Source organism: Vibrio sp. Vb1127, from assembly GCF_033338735.1.
GTDB classification, from domain to species: domain Bacteria; phylum Pseudomonadota; class Gammaproteobacteria; order Enterobacterales; family Vibrionaceae; genus Vibrio; species Vibrio alginolyticus.
Genome location: NZ_JAWOTF010000039.1, coordinates 1 through 18,958 on the forward strand (window position 1 = coordinate 1; position 18,958 = coordinate 18,958).

The 18,958-nt window shown below is 46.3% G+C and carries 17 protein-coding genes; 8 read left to right on the forward strand and 9 right to left on the reverse strand.

Annotated features, from left to right (window positions below):
• Nucleotides 1–750: Cof-type HAD-IIB family hydrolase (locus R7H07_RS23010; protein ID WP_318128795.1), on the forward strand; the 750-nt coding region annotated here is incomplete at its 5' end.
• Nucleotides 751–800: 50 nt separating this feature from the next.
• Here R7H07_RS23010 and R7H07_RS23015 read toward each other — a convergent pair.
• Nucleotides 801–1,271 (reverse strand): EVE domain-containing protein, encoded by a 471-nt coding sequence (locus R7H07_RS23015; protein WP_054729579.1) that lies wholly within the window; start codon nt 1,269–1,271, stop codon nt 801–803.
• A 47-nt stretch (nt 1,272–1,318) separates the two neighbouring features.
• On the opposite strand from R7H07_RS23015, the gene R7H07_RS23020 reads away from it, so the two are divergent.
• Complete coding sequence (locus R7H07_RS23020; protein WP_054729582.1) at nt 1,319–2,869, forward strand: COG3650 family protein; 1,551 nt, start codon at nt 1,319–1,321, stop codon at nt 2,867–2,869.
• On the forward strand, nt 2,869–3,465 hold the full coding sequence (locus R7H07_RS23025) for a tRNA-uridine aminocarboxypropyltransferase (RefSeq protein ID WP_025768162.1): 597 nt from the start codon (nt 2,869–2,871) through the stop codon (nt 3,463–3,465). The genes R7H07_RS23020 and R7H07_RS23025 overlap by 1 nt, the downstream gene beginning before the upstream one ends.
• Nucleotides 3,466–3,548: 83 nt before the next feature.
• Here the strand turns inward: R7H07_RS23025 and R7H07_RS23030 are convergent, their stop codons facing one another.
• The 7 genes from R7H07_RS23030 to lptM form a co-directional block, all read right to left on the reverse strand.
• On the reverse strand, nt 3,549–6,035 hold the full coding sequence (locus R7H07_RS23030) for an EAL domain-containing protein (RefSeq protein ID WP_086047098.1): 2,487 nt from the start codon (nt 6,033–6,035) through the stop codon (nt 3,549–3,551).
• 138 nt (nt 6,036–6,173) lie between these two features.
• Nucleotides 6,174–6,890, reverse strand: a complete 717-nt coding sequence (yigB, locus tag R7H07_RS23035) for a 5-amino-6-(5-phospho-D-ribitylamino)uracil phosphatase YigB (protein WP_054729585.1) — start codon at nt 6,888–6,890, stop codon at nt 6,174–6,176.
• An 8-nt stretch (nt 6,891–6,898) separates the two neighbouring features.
• The gene (gene xerC / locus R7H07_RS23040; RefSeq protein ID WP_005378742.1) at nt 6,899–7,831 is read right to left on the reverse strand and encodes a tyrosine recombinase XerC; all 933 of its coding nucleotides are present in this window, start codon (nt 7,829–7,831) and stop codon (nt 6,899–6,901) included.
• The gene (locus R7H07_RS23045) at nt 7,797–8,528 is read right to left on the reverse strand and encodes a DUF484 family protein (protein WP_017636089.1); all 732 of its coding nucleotides are present in this window, start codon (nt 8,526–8,528) and stop codon (nt 7,797–7,799) included. Before R7H07_RS23045 ends, xerC begins: the two co-directional genes overlap by 35 nt.
• The gene (gene dapF / locus R7H07_RS23050; protein WP_005378744.1) at nt 8,522–9,352 is read right to left on the reverse strand and encodes a diaminopimelate epimerase; all 831 of its coding nucleotides are present in this window, start codon (nt 9,350–9,352) and stop codon (nt 8,522–8,524) included. Before dapF ends, R7H07_RS23045 begins: the two co-directional genes overlap by 7 nt.
• Before the next feature lie 10 nt (nt 9,353–9,362).
• On the reverse strand, nt 9,363–10,616 hold the full coding sequence (lysA, locus tag R7H07_RS23055; RefSeq protein WP_005378745.1) for a diaminopimelate decarboxylase: 1,254 nt from the start codon (nt 10,614–10,616) through the stop codon (nt 9,363–9,365).
• Nucleotides 10,617–10,677: 61 nt separating this feature from the next.
• Nucleotides 10,678–10,794 (reverse strand): LPS translocon maturation chaperone LptM, encoded by a 117-nt coding sequence (gene lptM, locus R7H07_RS23965; RefSeq protein WP_005378746.1) that lies wholly within the window; start codon nt 10,792–10,794, stop codon nt 10,678–10,680.
• A gap of 74 nt (nt 10,795–10,868) precedes the next feature.
• Here lptM and cyaY point away from each other — a divergent pair, with 74 nt between their 5' ends.
• Nucleotides 10,869–11,183 (forward strand): iron donor protein CyaY, encoded by a 315-nt coding sequence (cyaY, locus tag R7H07_RS23065; RefSeq protein ID WP_005383391.1) that lies wholly within the window; start codon nt 10,869–10,871, stop codon nt 11,181–11,183.
• A 69-nt stretch (nt 11,184–11,252) separates the two neighbouring features.
• On the opposite strand, the gene R7H07_RS23070 is transcribed toward cyaY, so the two are convergent.
• On the reverse strand, nt 11,253–13,781 hold the full coding sequence (locus R7H07_RS23070) for a class I adenylate cyclase (protein ID WP_053350817.1): 2,529 nt from the start codon (nt 13,779–13,781) through the stop codon (nt 11,253–11,255).
• Between the two features lie 346 nt (nt 13,782–14,127).
• Between R7H07_RS23070 and hemC the strand changes: the two genes are divergently transcribed.
• From hemC to R7H07_RS23090, 4 genes are read left to right on the forward strand one after another with little or no spacing between them, the layout of a single operon-like run.
• A complete protein-coding gene (gene hemC, locus R7H07_RS23075; RefSeq protein ID WP_206960064.1) occupies nt 14,128–15,066 on the forward strand; it encodes a hydroxymethylbilane synthase in 939 nt (312 codons plus the stop codon).
• Nucleotides 15,067–15,068: 2 nt separating this feature from the next.
• A complete protein-coding gene (locus tag R7H07_RS23080) occupies nt 15,069–15,797 on the forward strand; it encodes a uroporphyrinogen-III synthase (protein ID WP_042523918.1) in 729 nt (242 codons plus the stop codon).
• Between the two features lie 17 nt (nt 15,798–15,814).
• Nucleotides 15,815–17,026, forward strand: a complete 1,212-nt coding sequence (locus R7H07_RS23085) for a uroporphyrinogen-III C-methyltransferase (RefSeq protein WP_206960066.1) — start codon at nt 15,815–15,817, stop codon at nt 17,024–17,026.
• On the forward strand, nt 17,026–18,207 hold the full coding sequence (locus R7H07_RS23090) for a heme biosynthesis protein HemY (RefSeq protein WP_017635979.1): 1,182 nt from the start codon (nt 17,026–17,028) through the stop codon (nt 18,205–18,207). Before R7H07_RS23085 ends, R7H07_RS23090 begins: the two co-directional genes overlap by 1 nt.
• Nucleotides 18,208–18,958: the final 751 nt, after the last annotated feature.

Below are 18,958 nucleotides of genomic sequence, written 5' to 3' on the forward strand. Positions count from 1 at the left end.
AACCATCAGCTCAGTGCTTACTCAAAAGAGACGCTAAAAGCGCTGCATGAAAAGGGTTATACCTTTGTCTTTGCAACCGGCCGTCACCACGTAGACGTTGCGAGCATCCGTCGCCAAGTTGGCATTCCAGCTTATATGATCACGTCGAATGGTGCCCGAGTGCATGACCAGGAAGATCAGCTAATGTACAGCGAGAATGTCCCTGCGGAACTGGTACAAGGCGTGATCGACACGATCAAACATGATCAAGAAATACTTATTCACATGTATCAAAATGATAGCTGGTTGATGAACAAGGATGATGAAACGTTACGTGACTTCCACGATGAATTCACTTACGTCTTATTTGATGAAGACCACGCCCCAACTGACGGTATTGCGAAAGTTTTCTTCACGCATCCTGGAGAAGACCACGAACGTTTGGTCGTATTTGAAAACAAACTACGTGAGCAGTTTGGTGATAAGCTGAACATCGCATTTTCAACGCCTTGGTGTTTGGAAGTAATGAGCGCTGGCGTGTCTAAAGGTCATGCTCTTGAAGCGGTAGCGAAAAAACTCGACCTCACGTTAGAAAACTGCGTAGCATTTGGTGATGGCATGAATGACGTAGAAATGCTGTCGATGGCAAGTAAAGGGCTAGTTATGGGTACATCACACGAAAAAGTGATGAAAGCTCTACCAAATAATGAAGTAATTGGCAGCAATGCAGAAGATGCGGTTGCACACTACCTACAAGAACACTTGCTGTAAGCTTCAATACTCCAAATAATGAAGGGCTGCACATTCGCAGCCCTTCTCTTTTATCGCTGACTTGGCAGCTTCTCTTTGCCAAGAATCGCGTCCCATTCTTCTTCTGTCACGGGCATAATCGACAAGCGATTTCCACGTTTCACCAACGGCATGTTCTCAAGTTCTGGCATCGCTTTCATCACCGACAACGGAATCACTCGCGCCGTTTTACGTACAAACTCGACATCCACCATAATCCAACGCGGGTTGTCTGGGTCTGACTTTGGATCGTAATAATCGCTTTCGGGATCGAATTGGAAATGATCGGGATAGGCTTCTCTCACAGCTTTAGCAATACCTGCCACGCCAACATGTTTACAAGAAGAGTGGTAAATCAGGACTAAATCGCCCACCTTCACTTGGTCACGCATCATATTGCGCGCCTGATAATTACGAACTCCCTCCCAACATGAAACCTTTTGGGTTCGAAGCGTGTCAATAGAAAAGGTATCTGGTTCAGTTTTAAATAACCAATATGCCATAATGCCATCCGATGCCGATTGAGTAACAATAATGAGGAAGATATAACATGAAGGCTTTGAAAAACCCAGTGGCGCTTACCACCCTGCTGGTTCTGCAAGCATGTAGTTCACAGTCGCCACAATCTGGTGCCGCTGACCTAACCTCTCCACCAGCAACCTTAGATAAGCCTGAAACCATTCAACCTCAAACTTTTATGCTGCGCGGAAAAGTGATCGTCGGTCACGAGAGCCAATACATCATGCCTTGCGGCAGCGACAAGCAATATTGGTTGCAACTATCACCACAACAAATGCAACGAGCAATTCAGTTAAATAACGAGCCTTACCAGACTATGTATGGCGAGGTTATCGGCCACCTCAACCCACCGGGCATCGATGGGTTTTCTGCTGATTTTGATGCTAACTTTGTCGTGGAACAAGTGAACTTCCTCACAACGGAAAATCCAAACCGTTGTCAGCAACCAAACAAACCAACTCGCGTGTTTGGTAATGAGCCTTCTTGGTCGGCAAGCTTTGAGGCTAATGGACTAACATTCCAGCAAATCGGCAAACAAACCACAAAATTAGCGATTAAAAGCAGTCAGCTTCAACCTCGCCAGCGCACTTATCAACTACAAGATGGTGAGCTTCGCTTAACAGAAAACCTCTGCTCAGACACAATGAGCGATTCTTTGTATGGCTGGAAAGCAACACTAAAACATGATGGCGAGACGTATCAAGGTTGTGGTATGGCTGCAAACGTCGATGCAACGCTTGGCTGGGCTAATACCTATGTCGCGACCTCAACTCAATCACAAGGTTTTGAAGTACAAATGACCTTAAACCCAGACCATAGCGCCACAACAAAATACCGTTACGCCAATGGACAAGCACCATTAATCGAGCGTGGTTACTGGCAACAGTTAAGTCCGTCTCAGGTTCAAGTTGTCATGACGCATCATCAACAGCAAAGGCTAATGTCAGAGCGACTGTTTACTCGAGAAGGCAATCAGCTCAAAGCGACCAAAGAAAAAGTCGGTAACTTGGTATACCCAATCGCCGATGGTGGTTTAGTCCTTTATCCTGCCACCGTTCGTGATGAAGGCATCATGCAACCAGCCGAAAAACGCACCAACAACCCCATCGGTAGTGCTGACGTCCCTTCTAGTGCAGAGTTTGATTCAAAAGTAGATGCCGCGGTGCGCAACTACTTCTTTATCCATCAAACCACCCCCAACAATAACCAATACCGTTGGCTAACTTACGACCTCAACAGCGATGGTAACGAAGAGCTATTGGTACAGTTGGATTGGTGTGGTTCCGGAGGCTGTACATTGCTGATATTTGAACATCACGAAAAGGAATGGCGATTTAATAGCCGCATTACACTAGTGCAAAGCCCGATTATGCTCGGCCAACAAACCTCTCATGGTTGGCGAGATCTGATTTTTAATGTCAGCGGTGGCGGAGCTAAAGCGGCTCAACACGTGATGCAATACACTGGGGTTAGCTACCCACTCAACCCAAGCATGGCGCCAACGGCAACGCCGAACCAAGTCAGTGGTGTGCGTCTGTTCTCTGATGGGATAAGCCCGGTGCGCGAAGGAGTTCGTCTGTAATGTCACAACCGTGTCCAACCTGCGGTTTTCAATTCAATTGTATGTGCTCGCTAATGCCGAAACTTACCAGTGAGCACAACATCCTGCTGTTAATGCATCCGAATGAACTGAAGCGTGATACTAATACCGGCCAGCTACTAGAGCAGTGCCAACTCAACATTGAGCGAGTAATCTGGGATCGCAAACAGCCACCAGCAGAATTGCTCACTCTATTAGCTGATCCGTCGCGGTATCCGGTGTTGCTCTTCCCCTGTGAAGAAAGTATCACACTCGAAGATGTGGTACTCCAAAGCCAGCAACAAACCAAAACTCCGCTGTTTATTATTTTGGATGCCACCTGGCAAGAGGCGCGCAAGATGATCAATAAGAGCCGTTGGTTAGAAGGTATCCCTACTATGGGATTGTCTGCGTCGGCGGACTCACAATATCAGCTGCGACGCAACCAACAACAAGGTAACTTGTGCACGTTTGAAGTCGCTGCACATTTGCTCGGGCAACTTGGAGAACAAAACAACCAACAACAAATGCAGCGCTTTTTTGCCCATTACCTCGCTCTGTTCCAAGCTGAAAAGAGTGGACACGCTCTTAAGCGTTAACCATTAAGCTCAGTAGAAGAACCAAACAAAAAACGCAGCCTACGCTGCGTTTTTTACGACAAGAAGTTTCACGTGAAACATCATTAAAACAGTCGAGTCGGCTCGCCAAGATAGTAACCCTGCAAATAATCCACCCCCATGTCTTGTGCAATGGTGCACACCTCCTGATTGTGGACGAACTCCGCCACCGTCTCCGCGTTAAACACCTGGCACAAACGCACCAACTGGGAAGCGATCTTGCGCTGTTTTAAGTCTTTATCAATATCACGAATCAAGCTGCCATCGAGCTTTATGACTTCTGGCTCCAACTTTAGGATTTCATCGATATTCGAATAGCCGGACCCAAAGTCATCAACAATGATACGCGCCCCTAAGCTTCTAAAATGACTGCACACTTCTATCATTCGGCCGTAGTCTTTGATCTGCTCAGATTCCAGCACTTCTAAACCAATTCGCCTTGGGTCATTTAGCTGGCTAATTTCATGCTCTAAAAGCATTAAAGTTTTATCACTGAGCAAATCTTGCGGCGATAAGTTTATAGAAAAGTCACCTTGCTTATCTCGCATATAATGCAACGTAGAATGAATCATGTGCCGACTTAGTCGAGTGTAAAGATGTGTATCAGAGATAATTGGCAGAAAACGCCCTGGCGCAATCACCGTTCCATCGGCTTCCAGAATACGAACCAAACATTCTTGGCTTGCCAATTTGTGGCTACCCGCATGCACAATAGGTTGGCTATAAGTGATGATATTCTGTTTGAGAATGGCTCTACTGACGCAACTTAGCCATCCAAGTTGCTCTTTACGCACATCCTCACTGACTTCAATATCTTTCGCATTACAGATATGGGTATTACTGCGTACACCGGAGCGCCTCGCTTCGATGCCTTTGAGTAAGAGCTCATCTACTGAAGCGGATGGAAAATCTCGACGACTCACTAAGCCGCCGCATAGCGAGATAGAAAGATAATCTATTTCACGTAGGCCAATTGGCTCAAAATTAGTTTGTTCTACCGCGTCAGCAAAACGCGTAAAGTGCTGTTTGATGGTCTCGCTGCTTTGATCAGCTTTAAATATGAACGCCCATTCACCAACCCCAATACTATAAAGCTGCAAAGCCGTTGGCATGCCGAAACGCTTTCGTAGTCGATTCGTAAAGTGCATTGAGAGATCTTTGAGTAATTGATCTCCCACTCGGTAGCCGTATTTTTCGTTGATATGACTAAAGTTAAGTAGCTTTAGAGTCAACAAATGCTCATCCAAATCGATGTTACTCAGCCGCTCTTGCAATGCGACCCGGTTTTGTAATCCCGTGCGACTGTCGCGTCGATAGCTTTCTTGTAACTTGCGCGTTTGGCGATCGAGTTGATATCCCATATGCGCGTTCATATGGTTGAGATCGCCGATCGCATTTCGAATCAAGCTAAACAGCGGTGAAATAGAGGAGCTAACGGGCGACTTAGGCAAGTTCAATGTTTGCACTTCGTCTCCCTCTCGCATCGCTAAATACGTCAGGCTGTGATGAAGAATTTCGGGCTGACCAATACCACCATGCAGCTCCCCCATACAGTAACTACCAAACGTCGTCGCAATATCTTTGAATGCTTGGACTTCGTCGCTGCTGTCAATAAAGTCTAACCGTGACGCGCAGTTAAAAATCATCACGACTTCAGGTTGGTGCATGGCTAACTCAACCACACCATGCCGCACTTGCTCGAGCGTTAACGAGGGATGGTTATAGCAAAATTGCACTTCGTCACCAAGACACCAGGGCCTGTCGAAGCTCATACTGCCATCAGCGTGTAGCTCCGTTACCGTACAAACTTCCTTTCGCCCTAAGCTTTCTCGATACAAAGGAAAGCTGAGCAGTTGACTCAGCGTCACGTCATGGCCATCCGCCAAGTAACGCTTGTATACGTCCAGCGCTTTCTTCTCACCTAAACAATACAAGCGCGTTCCTTTTGCATGAGTGACTTTGTGTGGCATGCCAATCGGGTTCCACTCCGAATACGCATCAGTCCATAGCTTCAAAGTATCACTGTGCAAAGCTACGGCAACCACAGCGTTATCGTAAACTCGGTTTTGATATAGCACCCAGCAGCCATCGTCAATACTCTGCGCCAACCCTCCAGAAATCACTACTTCTTCACTGGCGAAGGTTTGAAACAAGGGATAGTCACGTCGTTCAATTTGCACAGCAAAGCTGAGGATCACCTGTGAATTATGCTGCATTAGAAGAGAGCGCTTGAGCTCCCCGCCATCAATGTCAGGGGAGTAAGAGTATGTTTGTACCGCAGAAGTCAGCGTGGTTTGCTCAAATTCAATCACACTCACTAGGCAACCAGAGGTAAATATCTCCCCTTCCAGAATTACATTACGCGTACTATGCCCCATAACATGAGCATTCGGCAGCGACGACAAAACGGCGTCTGCAAGTGTGGTCGTAAATTCGCGCGATTGCGTCGACAATATTTGTACTAAATATTGTTTATCTGAGGAAATTGGAAAAGTGACTAAAAAGTCATTCAGTTGACTGACATCGTGAACCAGTTTTGAAAAAGCTCGCATGGACCTACCACTGCCGTAACACTATCTTCACCACGACGTGTGGCGTTACTATTTTTATTTAATAGAGAATAATTTACGTGGCTTTGCGCTGCTTTTCTAGACACAAAATGAGATTAGAATGGATTAATGCGAAAGCAATTAAAAAAGTGTGAGTAACGGCTGCAAACTATTGATTTCAATATCAGGTAAAGTACGTGTTTTTGAATGGTTAATGACATTTTTATTCATATCATTAAACCAACAGGCTGCAAAACCAGCCAACTTTGCACCATGCACATCTGTGGTTAGGTGATCACCGACATGCAGAATATTCTCCGCAGGGATATCCAAGAATCGCTTCGCTTTAGTAAACATATCGGTTGCGGGTTTCGCCAATCCATCTGGTCCTGCTTTAAGTACCTGTTGGAAATAAGGCGTAAGACCGATGCGGTCTAAATCCACATTACCGTTGGTGATTGCCACCAACGGGATGTGCTGCGCGAGTTCCTCCAATACATCGAGGCTTTGCTGCGGCACTTCAAAACGGTTACGCCAGTCCAACGCAACGTCTACTGCGGCTTTCGCGGCGGCATGTGCTGCGTCTTCGTCGTAGCCTACTTGGGAGAAGGCTTGCTGAAGTTGCACTAAACGCCATAAAGTGACATCGCTCTTCAGCTCGGGTTGTTGCTGCACAACACACTGCTTGAGAGCAAACCAATCCGCTTTGTTCATATGAGCAACCGCTGGATGATGGTGCTTGAGCCAAGATAGCAACTCACGCTCCATGCGAACGATCACAGGATAGTTATCATAGAGGGTATCATCTAGGTCAAAGGTCATTGCCTTAATAGGCTCGATACGGCGATAAAATTTCATACTTCGGCTCACTCCCCGTTCTTTTTACGTGCGCGTGGGTGGGCTTGGTCGTAGGCTTGCGCCAAATGTTGGAAATCCAAGTGCGTGTAGATTTGGGTCGTCGAAATGTTCTCGTGCCCTAAAAGCTCCTGCACCGCACGTAAGTTATTGCTTGATTCGAGCATATGTGTCGCAAATGAGTGACGCAATTTATGCGGACTAATATGGCTTGCGACAGACTGTTTCTGCCCCCATTCAGCCATGCGCTTTTGCACGCTACGATGCGAAATACGCGTTCCAAGCTTAGATACAAACAAGGCGGGCTCACCTGGAGCGGCTAAATCGCCACGAACGCGTAACCACTTCCCGACCCACTCGGTTGCCATCCCAGAGAACGGCACTTTACGTTCTTTATCGCCTTTACCAATAACACGAAGCTCACCACTACGCAGTTGTACGTCACGTACATCCACACCCACCAGTTCAGCCAAACGTAAGCCGGCGCCATACATCAGCTCCATCATGGCGCGATCGCGCACAGCCAGCGGGTCGTCCTCGTTGACTTCAAGTAATTGGCTCACTTCGTCAACATCGAGGTTTTTGGGCAACGGGCGTTTTTTGCGAGGTGCTGAAACCCCTTTGGCTGGGTTAGCCGACATCTCGCCACGCAGAATAAGGAAATCGAAAAAGCTACGCAGCGATGAGAGGCGCGTTGCCAAACTGCTGGCTTTCATGCCTTCTCGCATGCCCTTACCTGCTAATTGGCGCACCCAACCAGCATCCACTTGAGACCAATCTTTGAGCCCCATTTCAGCTAGGTGCTGCGCCATAGTTTCTAGCTGCTGTTTGTAATTGCGCTGAGTATGTAGGCTAAGCCCCTTTTCGCTTCGTAAGAATTCATAGAAGCGCTCAAGAGGCTTTTGCAGACTATTTGGCAGAGGAGTGTTGGGAGTTGTCGTCATCGTAACTTTGCCATACCAGTGTTTGAGCGAGATGTGCCACTACTAATGATAGGTGACGCAAAAACAAGGTATCCATATCTGGCTGAAAATGGCCGCCATCTTCACTAGAAAAAGCAAGCACGCCCAGTGTTTGCTGTTTCACGAGCGGCAGTACCACATAGGAACCCATTTCCGGCACTTCCATGTTGCCAAACAAAGCTTCACGATCCACTTTGCGAAGACGTCCTAAGTACGCATCTTTGCCATTTAAGTGAGTGGTCGCAAAGCGTTGATAACTTTCCTTACTCAATTGAATTGATGCGTCGCATTGACTAAACAATCGAACAAACGCACGTAAGCCCAATGCTTTGGCTTTATCTTCGATAGAATGAATGACTTGTTTAAAGTCACCACACTTTAGAATCTGCCCCTGCAAATCCATAAATTCGTAAAAGGTGCGATCATTGTTCGCCGCAAGCGACATTAGTGTAGTGATCTCTTCCTCTAACTCTTCAATGCGCTGACGTTGACGATTCATTTGGATGTGCACCAAAGATACCGCGCCTAAGTCTGAGTGTGGGAAAGATAAACGATCCACAAGCTCCGGACGTTGCACAAAAAAGTCTGGATGATCTTTGAGGTACTCGGCCACGACTTCAGCCGTTAAGGCATCTGCTTCTACTTGAGACAAACCGTTTCCTTTTTCTTCAACTAGCAAGACAATTGACCATCAAATACATGCGTTGTAGGTCCGGTCATAAACAACGGCTTGCCAGGACCTTGCCATGCAATTCGCAATTCACCACCAGGTAGAGAAACCTTAACGTTTTCATCCAACAAGCCCTGCAGAATCCCAACCGCGACTGCCGCGCATGCACCACTACCACAAGCTTGCGTTTCTCCTGCGCCTCGCTCGTAAACTCGAAGACGAATATGGTCACGACTCATCACCTGCATAAAGCCAGCGTTGACGCGCTCTGGGAAACGCTCATGCGACTCAAGCAGCGGACCGAGAGTTTCCACTTCTGCCGTATCCACATCGTCGACCACGGTCACTACGTGCGGGTTACCCATGCTCACAGCACCACAAAACAAGGTATTGTCGCCTGCTCGCATGATGTAAGTTTTCTCTTTTTGCTTCGCTTTGAAAGGAATTTTGTTCGGTTCAAACTCTGGCACGCCCATGTTGACCGTCACTTCCCCATCATCTTCGATGTTGAGAATCATCTTTCCTTTCTTAGTGCTCACGCTGATGCTGTATTTATTGGTCAGCCCCTTCAAGCGAACAAAGCGGGCAAAACAGCGTGCACCGTTACCACACTGTTCAACTTCACTACCATCGGCATTAAAAATCCGATAATGGAAGTCGGTTTCGGGGTCGTACGGGGCCTCTACCACAAGCAATTGGTCAAAACCAACGCCAGTATGACGATCCGCCAAGCGGCGGATCAGGTCTTGCGAGAAAAACACGTTCTGGGTAATACAGTCGACGACCATGAAGTCGTTGCCCAAACCGTGCATTTTGGAAAAGTGGAAATGCATTTGTTGTGTGTTACTCCGGTAGAATCTGTTCCAGCTGCCACAAACTGGTCAGCTCCTCACGCTGGCGAACTAAGTGGCTTTGTTTACCGTCCACCATCACTTCTGCCGCTCGGGTACGAGTATTGTAGTTCGAAGACATCACAAAACCATAGGCACCTGCTGAACGAACCGCGAGTAGATCACCTTCTTGCAAAACGAGTGCGCGATCTTTACCCAAGAAGTCGCCGGTTTCACAAATAGGACCAACCAAGTCGTAAGTCTGAGCTTCACCCTTTCGCGGTGAAACTGGCACAATATCTTGCCATGCTTGGTATAGCGCAGGACGCATCAAGTCGTTCATTGCAGCGTCGATAATCGCAAAGTTTTTATGCTCAGTATGTTTTAAAAACTCAACACGCGTTAGCAAGATACCTGCGTTCGCAGCAATTGCACGGCCTGGCTCAAAGATCAGCTCCAAGTCTTGGTGATTTTCAAGACGACCAAGTAACGCTTTGGCGTAATCAGAAGGCTGAGGTGGTAATTCATCACGATAGACCACACCCAAACCGCCGCCGACATCAAGGTGACGAATGTTAATGCCTTGCGCTTTTAAATCATCAATCAGGGCTAATAAACGGTCTGTCGCGTCGATAAATGGGTCTATATTGGTCAGCTGAGAACCAATGTGGCAGTCGATACCTTGCACATTCAAGTTCGGCAGGCTTTGCGCGAATTTATAAACATCTGGCGCACGATCAAACGCAATGCCGAATTTATTGTCGCGAAGACCAGTCGAAATGTAAGGGTGTGTTTTCGCGTCGACATCTGGATTGATACGCAGAGAAATTGGCGCAATCACACCAAGCTCACCCGCAACCTTGTTCAAACGTTCTAGCTCTGGCTCAGATTCAACGTTGAAACATTTGATACCTAGCTCAAGAGCGCGCTTCATCTCTGCCGGTGTTTTACCAACACCAGAGAAAACGACTTTTTTCGGATCACCGCCTGCGGCAATCACACGCTCAAGTTCACCACCCGACACGATGTCAAAACCCGATCCCAAACGCGCTAGCGTGTTCAATACGCCTAAGTTTGAGTTGGCTTTCACCGCGTAGCAAACCAGGTGAGGATGCTGACCCACAGCACTATCAAACGCCTTCCAATGGCGCTCTAGCGTGGCTCGAGAATATACGTAAAGAGGAGTGCCATATTGCTCTGCAAGAGCTTGAAGTGGGACGTCTTCGGCCCAAAGCTGGCCATCATCCTGATAGTTGAAGTAATCCAAAATTCGCTTCCCTTATTTTATTCGACTGCTGAACCCTAATTTCACCCTAAGGTGCGGTTATTTATTGTGATTGCTCATTCTGTTGAGTGTCATCTGGAATGTATAGTGAGCCAGACTGACCACACCCCGCTAAGGTCGCGGCAACCATCACAAACAACACAGTAACTAATTTTTTCATTTCGCATATCGTGATTATTGAATCAATGCCCCCTATAATCGCACCACACTCAGGAAAAGCAATAGGATAGACGGATGAACGATACTGAATTTCATCAACTGGTGGATGCGCAGATGCAAATCATCGAAGAATCCATCGATGATTCAGGCGCAGACATTGATTACGAAGTCACTGGCAACGTAATGACATTGGAATTTGAAGACCGCAGCCAAATCATCATTAATCGCCAAGAGCCGATGCATGAGATCTGGCTAGCGTCCAAATCTGGTGGTTTCCACTTCAAACTTATTGAAGGTAAATGGACCTGCTCAAAAACGGGTATGGAGCTATTTGAAATGGTGAAGCAAGAATGTGAAAAGCACGCGGGCGAAGCCATTGACTGGGCATAATTCTGGTCAATCGTCACCAAAACAAAAAGAGCACCGAAGTGCTCTTTTTGTTTATTGATACGGGTTTAATTACGCGTTCACAGTTTTGGTCGGGCGACTCGGTGAACAACCGTCATTACGGTAAGGAATGATATACGCATTCCCCTCTTCAGGGTGAATAATTTGATAGTACTGAGGCAGGTTAAAGTTAATAAACTTCGACGCGACGCGACTATCGTCTTTTACCGACGTGTAGAAACTGTTTACAGACGAAATCATTTCATCTTTGGAGCCACTAAATTGGTGATACACTTCAACTTGATTTGACTCATCCAACACATAAATATTGAAGCCATCTTCGTTATCTTCAAAGAAGAACTGCACCAGACCTTCACTGGCAAACCCATCCACCGCTTCCGGCATTTGATATTCTTGCTCACGATCGAGCATTAACAGCGGCGAGCCTTTGAGTTTGTTAGTGGAAATGCTGCGGTAGAAATCGATGGAATTTTCTAGCTTCTGCACCGACACACCACGACGTTCAAAGAACAACCCATAAGTCTGGTTACCAAGACGCATCGCTTTAAAGCGGCGACGTTTCTCTTGCTCTACTGGTTTCAAGCGTAAGTCGATACATTCAGCTAAAAGCTGGTAAACCATATTGCGCATCACACCACGCATGTTCTTCGCATAGCAGAACACATCCACTGATTCTGGTGGCAACGCATCTTGGTGCATTTTGCCCAAAATGGTTTTCAGTGCATCCAGCATCGCCGTTTCCCCTTTGAAATGCAGCGTACGCACTTCATGCCAAGAGTTACGGTAAACAAGGTCAACACTGCCGACTAAATTTTTATGTTCTGGACCAAAGCTAAAAATATCGGTGTTCTTAACATCCACTTTCAACGAACGACCAGAAAGTTCAGACGTCGGATCATTTTCAAAGTTGATGAACATCGCAAGCTGGCTTATTTCACAAGGACTCGCTAGCGCCTGCATAGATGGACGACGCTTACGCAACGCAAAAGTATTTCGTAAGTCACTCACCATTTGGTAAAACTTATCAATATCTAGCTGCGCTTCACGTACCACGGCATGTAAACGAGTCGATTCAGTGATCAAGCCATTGAAGAATGCCCAAGCAACCAACTTACTCAAGTATTCATGATGCTCTAGATATGGTTGCCCCAAAATGCGGTGCGCAATAAGTGGTTGTTTATAGAGGTACCAACCAGACTTGTTCACTCCCCCTTTTTTCACTTCGATAAAGCTCAAGTCAGGCTCGTGCAGATCAGGTGAAATCTGTGGGTTTAGTAACGTTACTTTGCCCGGCAATACTTCAAAAGCTGCGTAAAGTTTACGGGCCAAAATACTGATGTCTTGCGGACTGATAGCAGAAGTGATGTCGTTACGACGCGCAAATTGAATCAAGTTACGGTAGCTTTGCATCAACGCATCCAGCAATGCATGATGTACCACCTTCACTTGTTCAACCTTCCAATTACGGCGGTCATCGAGCTCTGCAACGACACTTGCATCCCAATTCCATTTTGCAATCATATCGCTCAGCGCTTCACGGCGCCAAGCTACTGAGCCAACATTCGGCTCACGAGATAATTTTTCATGGGTTTTGAGATAGAAACAGCGACGCACCAAATCCAAACGTGTATCGTCTTGAATTCGCTCTAAGTAACGGGTTACTTTTTCCAACATTAAGTAGTACGCATCCATGCCATAGAGATCAGGCTCATGGGCAAAGAAGCGACGCTTAGTGTCGATACTTAACAATTGAGTATGCGGGTATTCCCACGAGTAAGCTTCTAGCAAGATGGCTTTTAATACCGATTTGTAGGGAGAGTCGATGCTTTTGTATAACTGCCACAAGTTCGAGCCGAAGTATTCTTCAGCAGGAATGCAGTTCAATTTACCAAAGTCGATCCATTCACTACAATCGATGTAACCATCACTGCACAATTGAGAAACGTACTCGTCGTAACACTCTTCCATTTCTGGCGGCACGATTTGCCATAACAAACGCTGTCCGGCAATACGCACCGCACTACGATAGAATTCATCTAACAAAAGTAAGTGCTGAGATGAACCACAGTTATCACCTGTCATCTCCTCAGAATGATTGCTTCTAAAGCGCTCTTTATCCATTAAGAAAAAGTTCGCTTCCACGCCTTTGCTTTGTGCCCAATCCGTGATGAGTAGGCATTTATTGGTCAATAACTCGCGTTCGTCACAATCCATCTCTGGTGAAATACACACCCAAATATCCAAATCACTGGAAGTACTTTGACCAATCGAGGAGGTACTGCCCATGGTGTACAAACCCAATATAGCGGGCTTTTCTACCGTCTTGAGCGGCTGACCAATGGCAAGTTGAATATCATCTATGAATTGTTGCTGAATGCTATTTAGTTCAAGCCCATGCACACCAAACGGGACATCGGCATCATAATAGCCAGGAATTACAGGATGGTTGTAGTTCAACAAGGCAGGAATCAAGTGGAAGACTTGCTGGCTTTGCGAATCCATAAGCGCCAACGCGCGATCAACTCGCTGCTGATTCAAATTATCTAGTCGCTGGATGATTTTTTGGGTGTAAGCCTGCAAGGGGAATTCCTTGGTTGAACAATCACGAAAATCTGCTGACGTTTTAAACCAAAATGGCTTAAAAACGTGATCAATTTAACACTTTTATTGGTGCGGGTAAAGCTTCACGCCCGCGTATCACTCTGGATACAAAACCATACTTTAGTCACAAAATTAATCGCGCGGTAGTGTCGCTCTTATTACCTATTACTAATAATAGTCCTTAGTCTAATTGAGAATCCAGTCACACTATTTTCATAACGTCATGTAATTCCATTCATAGCCTTCAGAGATAACGAACTAACAGTAAGCATTTCTTGATGAGAATGGTAGGATAAACCCAAATCCAAACAGCATTGAGAAAATCATGACACAATCCACACCGATTCGCATTGCAACTCGAAAAAGCCCTCTTGCTTTATGGCAAGCTTACTTTGTTAAAGACGCCCTTCAAGCCGCTCACCCAGGCTTGGAAGTCGAGTTAGTAACCATGGTGACCAAAGGTGACGTGATTTTAGATACACCACTAGCAAAAGTTGGCGGCAAAGGCTTGTTCGTAAAAGAGCTTGAAGTCGCGATGCTAGAAGGACGTGCAGACCTCGCCGTTCACTCAATGAAAGACGTACCCGTCGATTTCCCAGAAGGCCTTGGCCTCGTGACCATTTGTGAGCGTGAAGATCCTCGTGATGCCTTCGTCTCTAATACCTATAGCCACATTGATGAGCTCCCTCAAGGTGCCGTGGTTGGTACTTGCAGTTTGCGCCGTCAATGCCAACTGAAAGAATATCGTCCGGACATCATCATCAAAGAGCTTCGCGGTAATGTGGGCACTCGCCTTGGTAAGTTAGATGCGGGTGAGTATGATGCAATCATTCTTGCTACGGCTGGCCTCAAACGATTGAAGCTTGAAGAGCGCATTCGTAGCTTTATCGAACCAGAGCAATCACTACCAGCGGTAGGGCAAGGTGCTGTCGGTATTGAGTGCCGCCTTGACGATGAAAGACTGCTTAAGCTGCTTGAGCCACTTAACCACCAAGACACCGTAGACCGCGTTTTGTGTGAGCGCGCAATGAACCTTACGCTAGAAGGCGGCTGTCAGGTACCTATCGGCAGCTATGCCCTGCTAGACGGCGACAACATTTGGCTACGCGCATTAGTTGGCGAACCAGATGGCAGCGAAATTGTGCGTGGTGAAATTCGTGGCCATCGTAAAGACGGCGAAGCATTAGGAGTGCAGCTAGCCAATGAGCTGCTAGATAACGGCGCTCGTGAAATCCTAACTAAGCTGTACGCAGATCACGAATAACCATGGCAGTGTTGGTCACTCGGCCGGGAGAGCAAGGCAACGCGCTTTGCTCTCTGCTCGAAAGGCACGGCATTTCCGCATATCACCATCCTCTGATCGACATTGTCGCCGATCTCACGGACACGCACCTCTCTAAACATCTACATCAAGCTCAAATTGTTATCGCTGTTAGTCGACATGCAGTGCAATGTGCACAGCAAATCTTAGCCAGCAACGGGATGTCATGGTCGAAACAAGCTATTTACCTTGCCGTTGGTCAAAAAACAGCACACTATTTAAGCAAATGTACCCAACAGAAAGTACACTATCCCCAAGTCAGTGATAGTGAACACTTATTGCGACTACCAGAGCTCAACAATGTGGCACAACAACAAGTTCTTATCCTTCGTGGTAACGGCGGAAGAGAGCTGATCAAAGATGCATTGGTGAGACGTGGCGCAAAAGTTCACTATAGTGAGACTTACAAGAGAGAATTCATCCCATTCGATCCAGTAAGCTGTGTCTCACTATGGAAAAACCTACAAATTAACCAGATTGTTGTCACCAGTGGTGAACAACTGGATTATTTGTGCAGCCAATTGACGTCGGAGCAATTGACTTGGCTTAATCAACAAGAGTTGTATATCCCCAGTCAGCGTATCGCTGACATCGCAATTCAAAGGGGGTTCACTCGCGTGAGATGCACGGGAAGCGCATCCAACCAAGAATTACTGGCGGCTCTCCAGCCCTAGCTACACAGGATATAGGCATGACAAGTAAAAATAACGACCAAAAAAATAACGATAAAAACCTTTCCGAAGAAACCTCATCGGCACCGCTAGTCGAAAAAACCACATCGCAGCAGGATGCGGACCTTAAAAAAGAGCAACCACAAGCGGCCGAGCCCCCAAAAACAGCAGAACCAACCAAAGTCGAGTTTGAAGAAAAACAAGGCAAACGCGGTGTCAAACTAGGCACGGTCGCTATCATCTTATCGATTATTTTTGGCGGTGGCCTCGCGTACAAGCTGCATCAACAGCAAGCCGATTACCAAGCGCAGATCGCCCAACTAAAAAGTCAGCTAGAAAGCTCTCAAGCCTCCATGAAGCAAGAGCTCAGCCGGGTACAAGAAGAAACCATCGAGAAAGCAACGACCGTGACACACAAAGCGGAAGTGGTACTGGGACAGCAACAGAAGAGCATTGAAAGCTTACAGCTCGCCGTTGCCGATGTGAAAGGTCGTCGACCAAACGACTGGCTATTAGCGGAAGCCGATTACCTTGTCAAATTAGCTGGTCGTAAATTGTTCTTAGAGCACGATGTAGAAAGCGCGACTCAACTGATGGAAAGTGCAGACCAACGCATTGCAGCACTGAATGACCCTAGCCTCGTCAAACTACGTAAAGCAATGGCGAACGATATCACCAAACTTCGCACTATCCCGCTGATTGACCGTGATGGATTGGTACTACGCTTAACTGCCCTACAACAGCAAGTAGACAAGCTCCCTCTCGCCAATGCACTGCTACCTGAAGCTGAAGCCGTAGAAAACACTGAAGTGTCTGAAGATATCGCAAACTGGCAAGATAACTTAATGACCTCTTTGAAGGACTTTTCAGAAAACTTCATTACCTTCCGCTCGCGCGATGGTAACGTCATTCCACTGCTTTCTCCTGAGCAACACTTTTACCTGAAAGAAAACATCAAAGCCAAATTGGAAACGGCAATAAAAGCGGTGTACCAAGAGCAAGGTGAAATTTACACCACGTCTCTAAAAACAGCCGACAAATGGGCATTAGCTTTCTTCAACCAAGACGATAATTCTGTTAAAGAGTTCAACAAAACGGTTAACCTACTAAGTCAGCAAAATATTCAAGTGGAATACCCAACAAAACTGCAAAGTCAGTCTCAACTATCAGATGTCATCCGTGAACGCCTACGTCGTGAAGTCACAACGATGACAGGCATGGAGGATAAGTAATGTTTCGTCTTATTTTCCTATTTGTTGTACTAGGCGCAGGACTATTTGTTGGCACCCAGTTTTCTGGTCAGCAAGGCTATGTACTCATCTCCATTGCCGAGAAAACGATCGAGATGAGCGTAACGACATTAGTGGTTTTCGTTATCGCTGCACTCGCAGGTCTTTTTCTGCTTGAGTACCTGATTAAGAAGTTAGTTTATGCTAGTTCTACAACATGGAACTACTTCAGTGTTCGCAAAATGCGCCATTCCCGCCGATACACCAATGAAGGCATTATTAAACTTCTAGAAGGTGACTGGAAAGGTGCTGAGAAGAAAGTAACTCGCTGGGCAAATCATCACGATATGCCGCTGCTTTGCTACTTGGTTGCGTCTGAAGCCGCACAAGGCCAAGGTGATAAAGCAAAACGAGATCACTATCTAGAGCTAGCGAGCCAACAAGAGAACGCCCATCTCGCAGTAGAACTGACTCGAGCGAAACAATTTATCCGCGACAACGAGTTCGAGTCCGCTTTCGATACCTTGCAATCGTTAAAAAGTCAGTATGCGAGTAACTCTATTGTATTGAACTTGCTGAAAACAACGTACATGCAGCTAAAGTTGTGGCAACCTCTTATTGACCTCTTGCCACAACTAACCAAAGCAAAACTCATCACGGAAGAAGAACATGCAGAGCTGATTCAAAAGGCGCAGTGCGGCTTACTCCATGAAGTAGCGCAACAACAAGGTAGCGAAGGGCTAATCTCCCATTGGAATAGTCTCTCACGTAAAGTGAAACAAGACACAAACCTCGTTGCCTGTTTTGCTCGAGAACTCATCACACGAAAAGCTGATGCAGAAGCCTTTACCGTGCTAAAAGAAGCATTAAAAAAACAACCTGCCCCAGAGCTTTATCAACTTCTGCCAGATCTAAACCTGCCAGATACCCACCCTGTCGTGGTCTTCTTAGAGGGAGTAGTGAAGAAAGAACCGGATAACGCCGCTGCCCATAGCGCATTAGCGCACTTCTATTTCCGTCAAGAGAAGTGGCAAGAAGCCCAGGATCACTTTGAGATCGCCTTAAAGCTTCGCTCTGACGTCTCTGACTATGCATTCCTAGCAGACACACTAGAGAAGCAAAATCTAACCAAAGCTGCTCACGAAGTCTCTCGTAAAGCTCTCACGCTCGTACAGAATGACTAACTTAAGATGACCTAACCAAGCCGACAGCTTACCTGTCGGCTTTTTTATTGCCTGCTATTAACCCTTCAGTCCTTAGTCATCAATATGTTTATCCAATTCATTGGCTCCCAAGTAGTTCTCAACTTCCTAGCAACTCACTATCGTTTCACTTTCCTCTTCTCTTTTGACTACTCTGATCCTGTCATTCCAGCAGAATCCAAAACAATTTTAAAAGATGCAGGAATACGTAACTTTAGCCTGTTGATGTATGGTTTTAAGACGTAGCTAGATTTAGGCAATAGAGCACACGCGTCGCTAGACTGAGTAAAACAAAAAGATACATCAGTGAAACAGTGGCTATTTGAGTATGCTTATTTGTTCGGTCTATCCGGTAAAAGGGGCTAGAGAAGCAATGGTAGTGCTTTAAGAGAACGATAAGGCAATAGATGGTTCAACACCTTAACAAAGCATCTCCAACAACCTTATCGGGACAGCATGCAGTGATGAGGATGAACAGCTTTAGAAGCAACTGCACTTCTTAGCAAAAATCAAAACGTCACAACCAATACCGATACCAATATTACTTTGTCGAAAAGTAGATCGCATATGGAATTGATTTTTGGCAAGCACAGATAGAGTAATAAAGATGTACGGAAATGAAAAAAGCCTCGCTATTTCTAGCAAGGCTTCTTAATAGTGGCGGAGAGATAGGGATTTGAACCCTAGATACGCTATTAACGTATGCCGGTTTTCAAGACCGGTGCTTTCAACC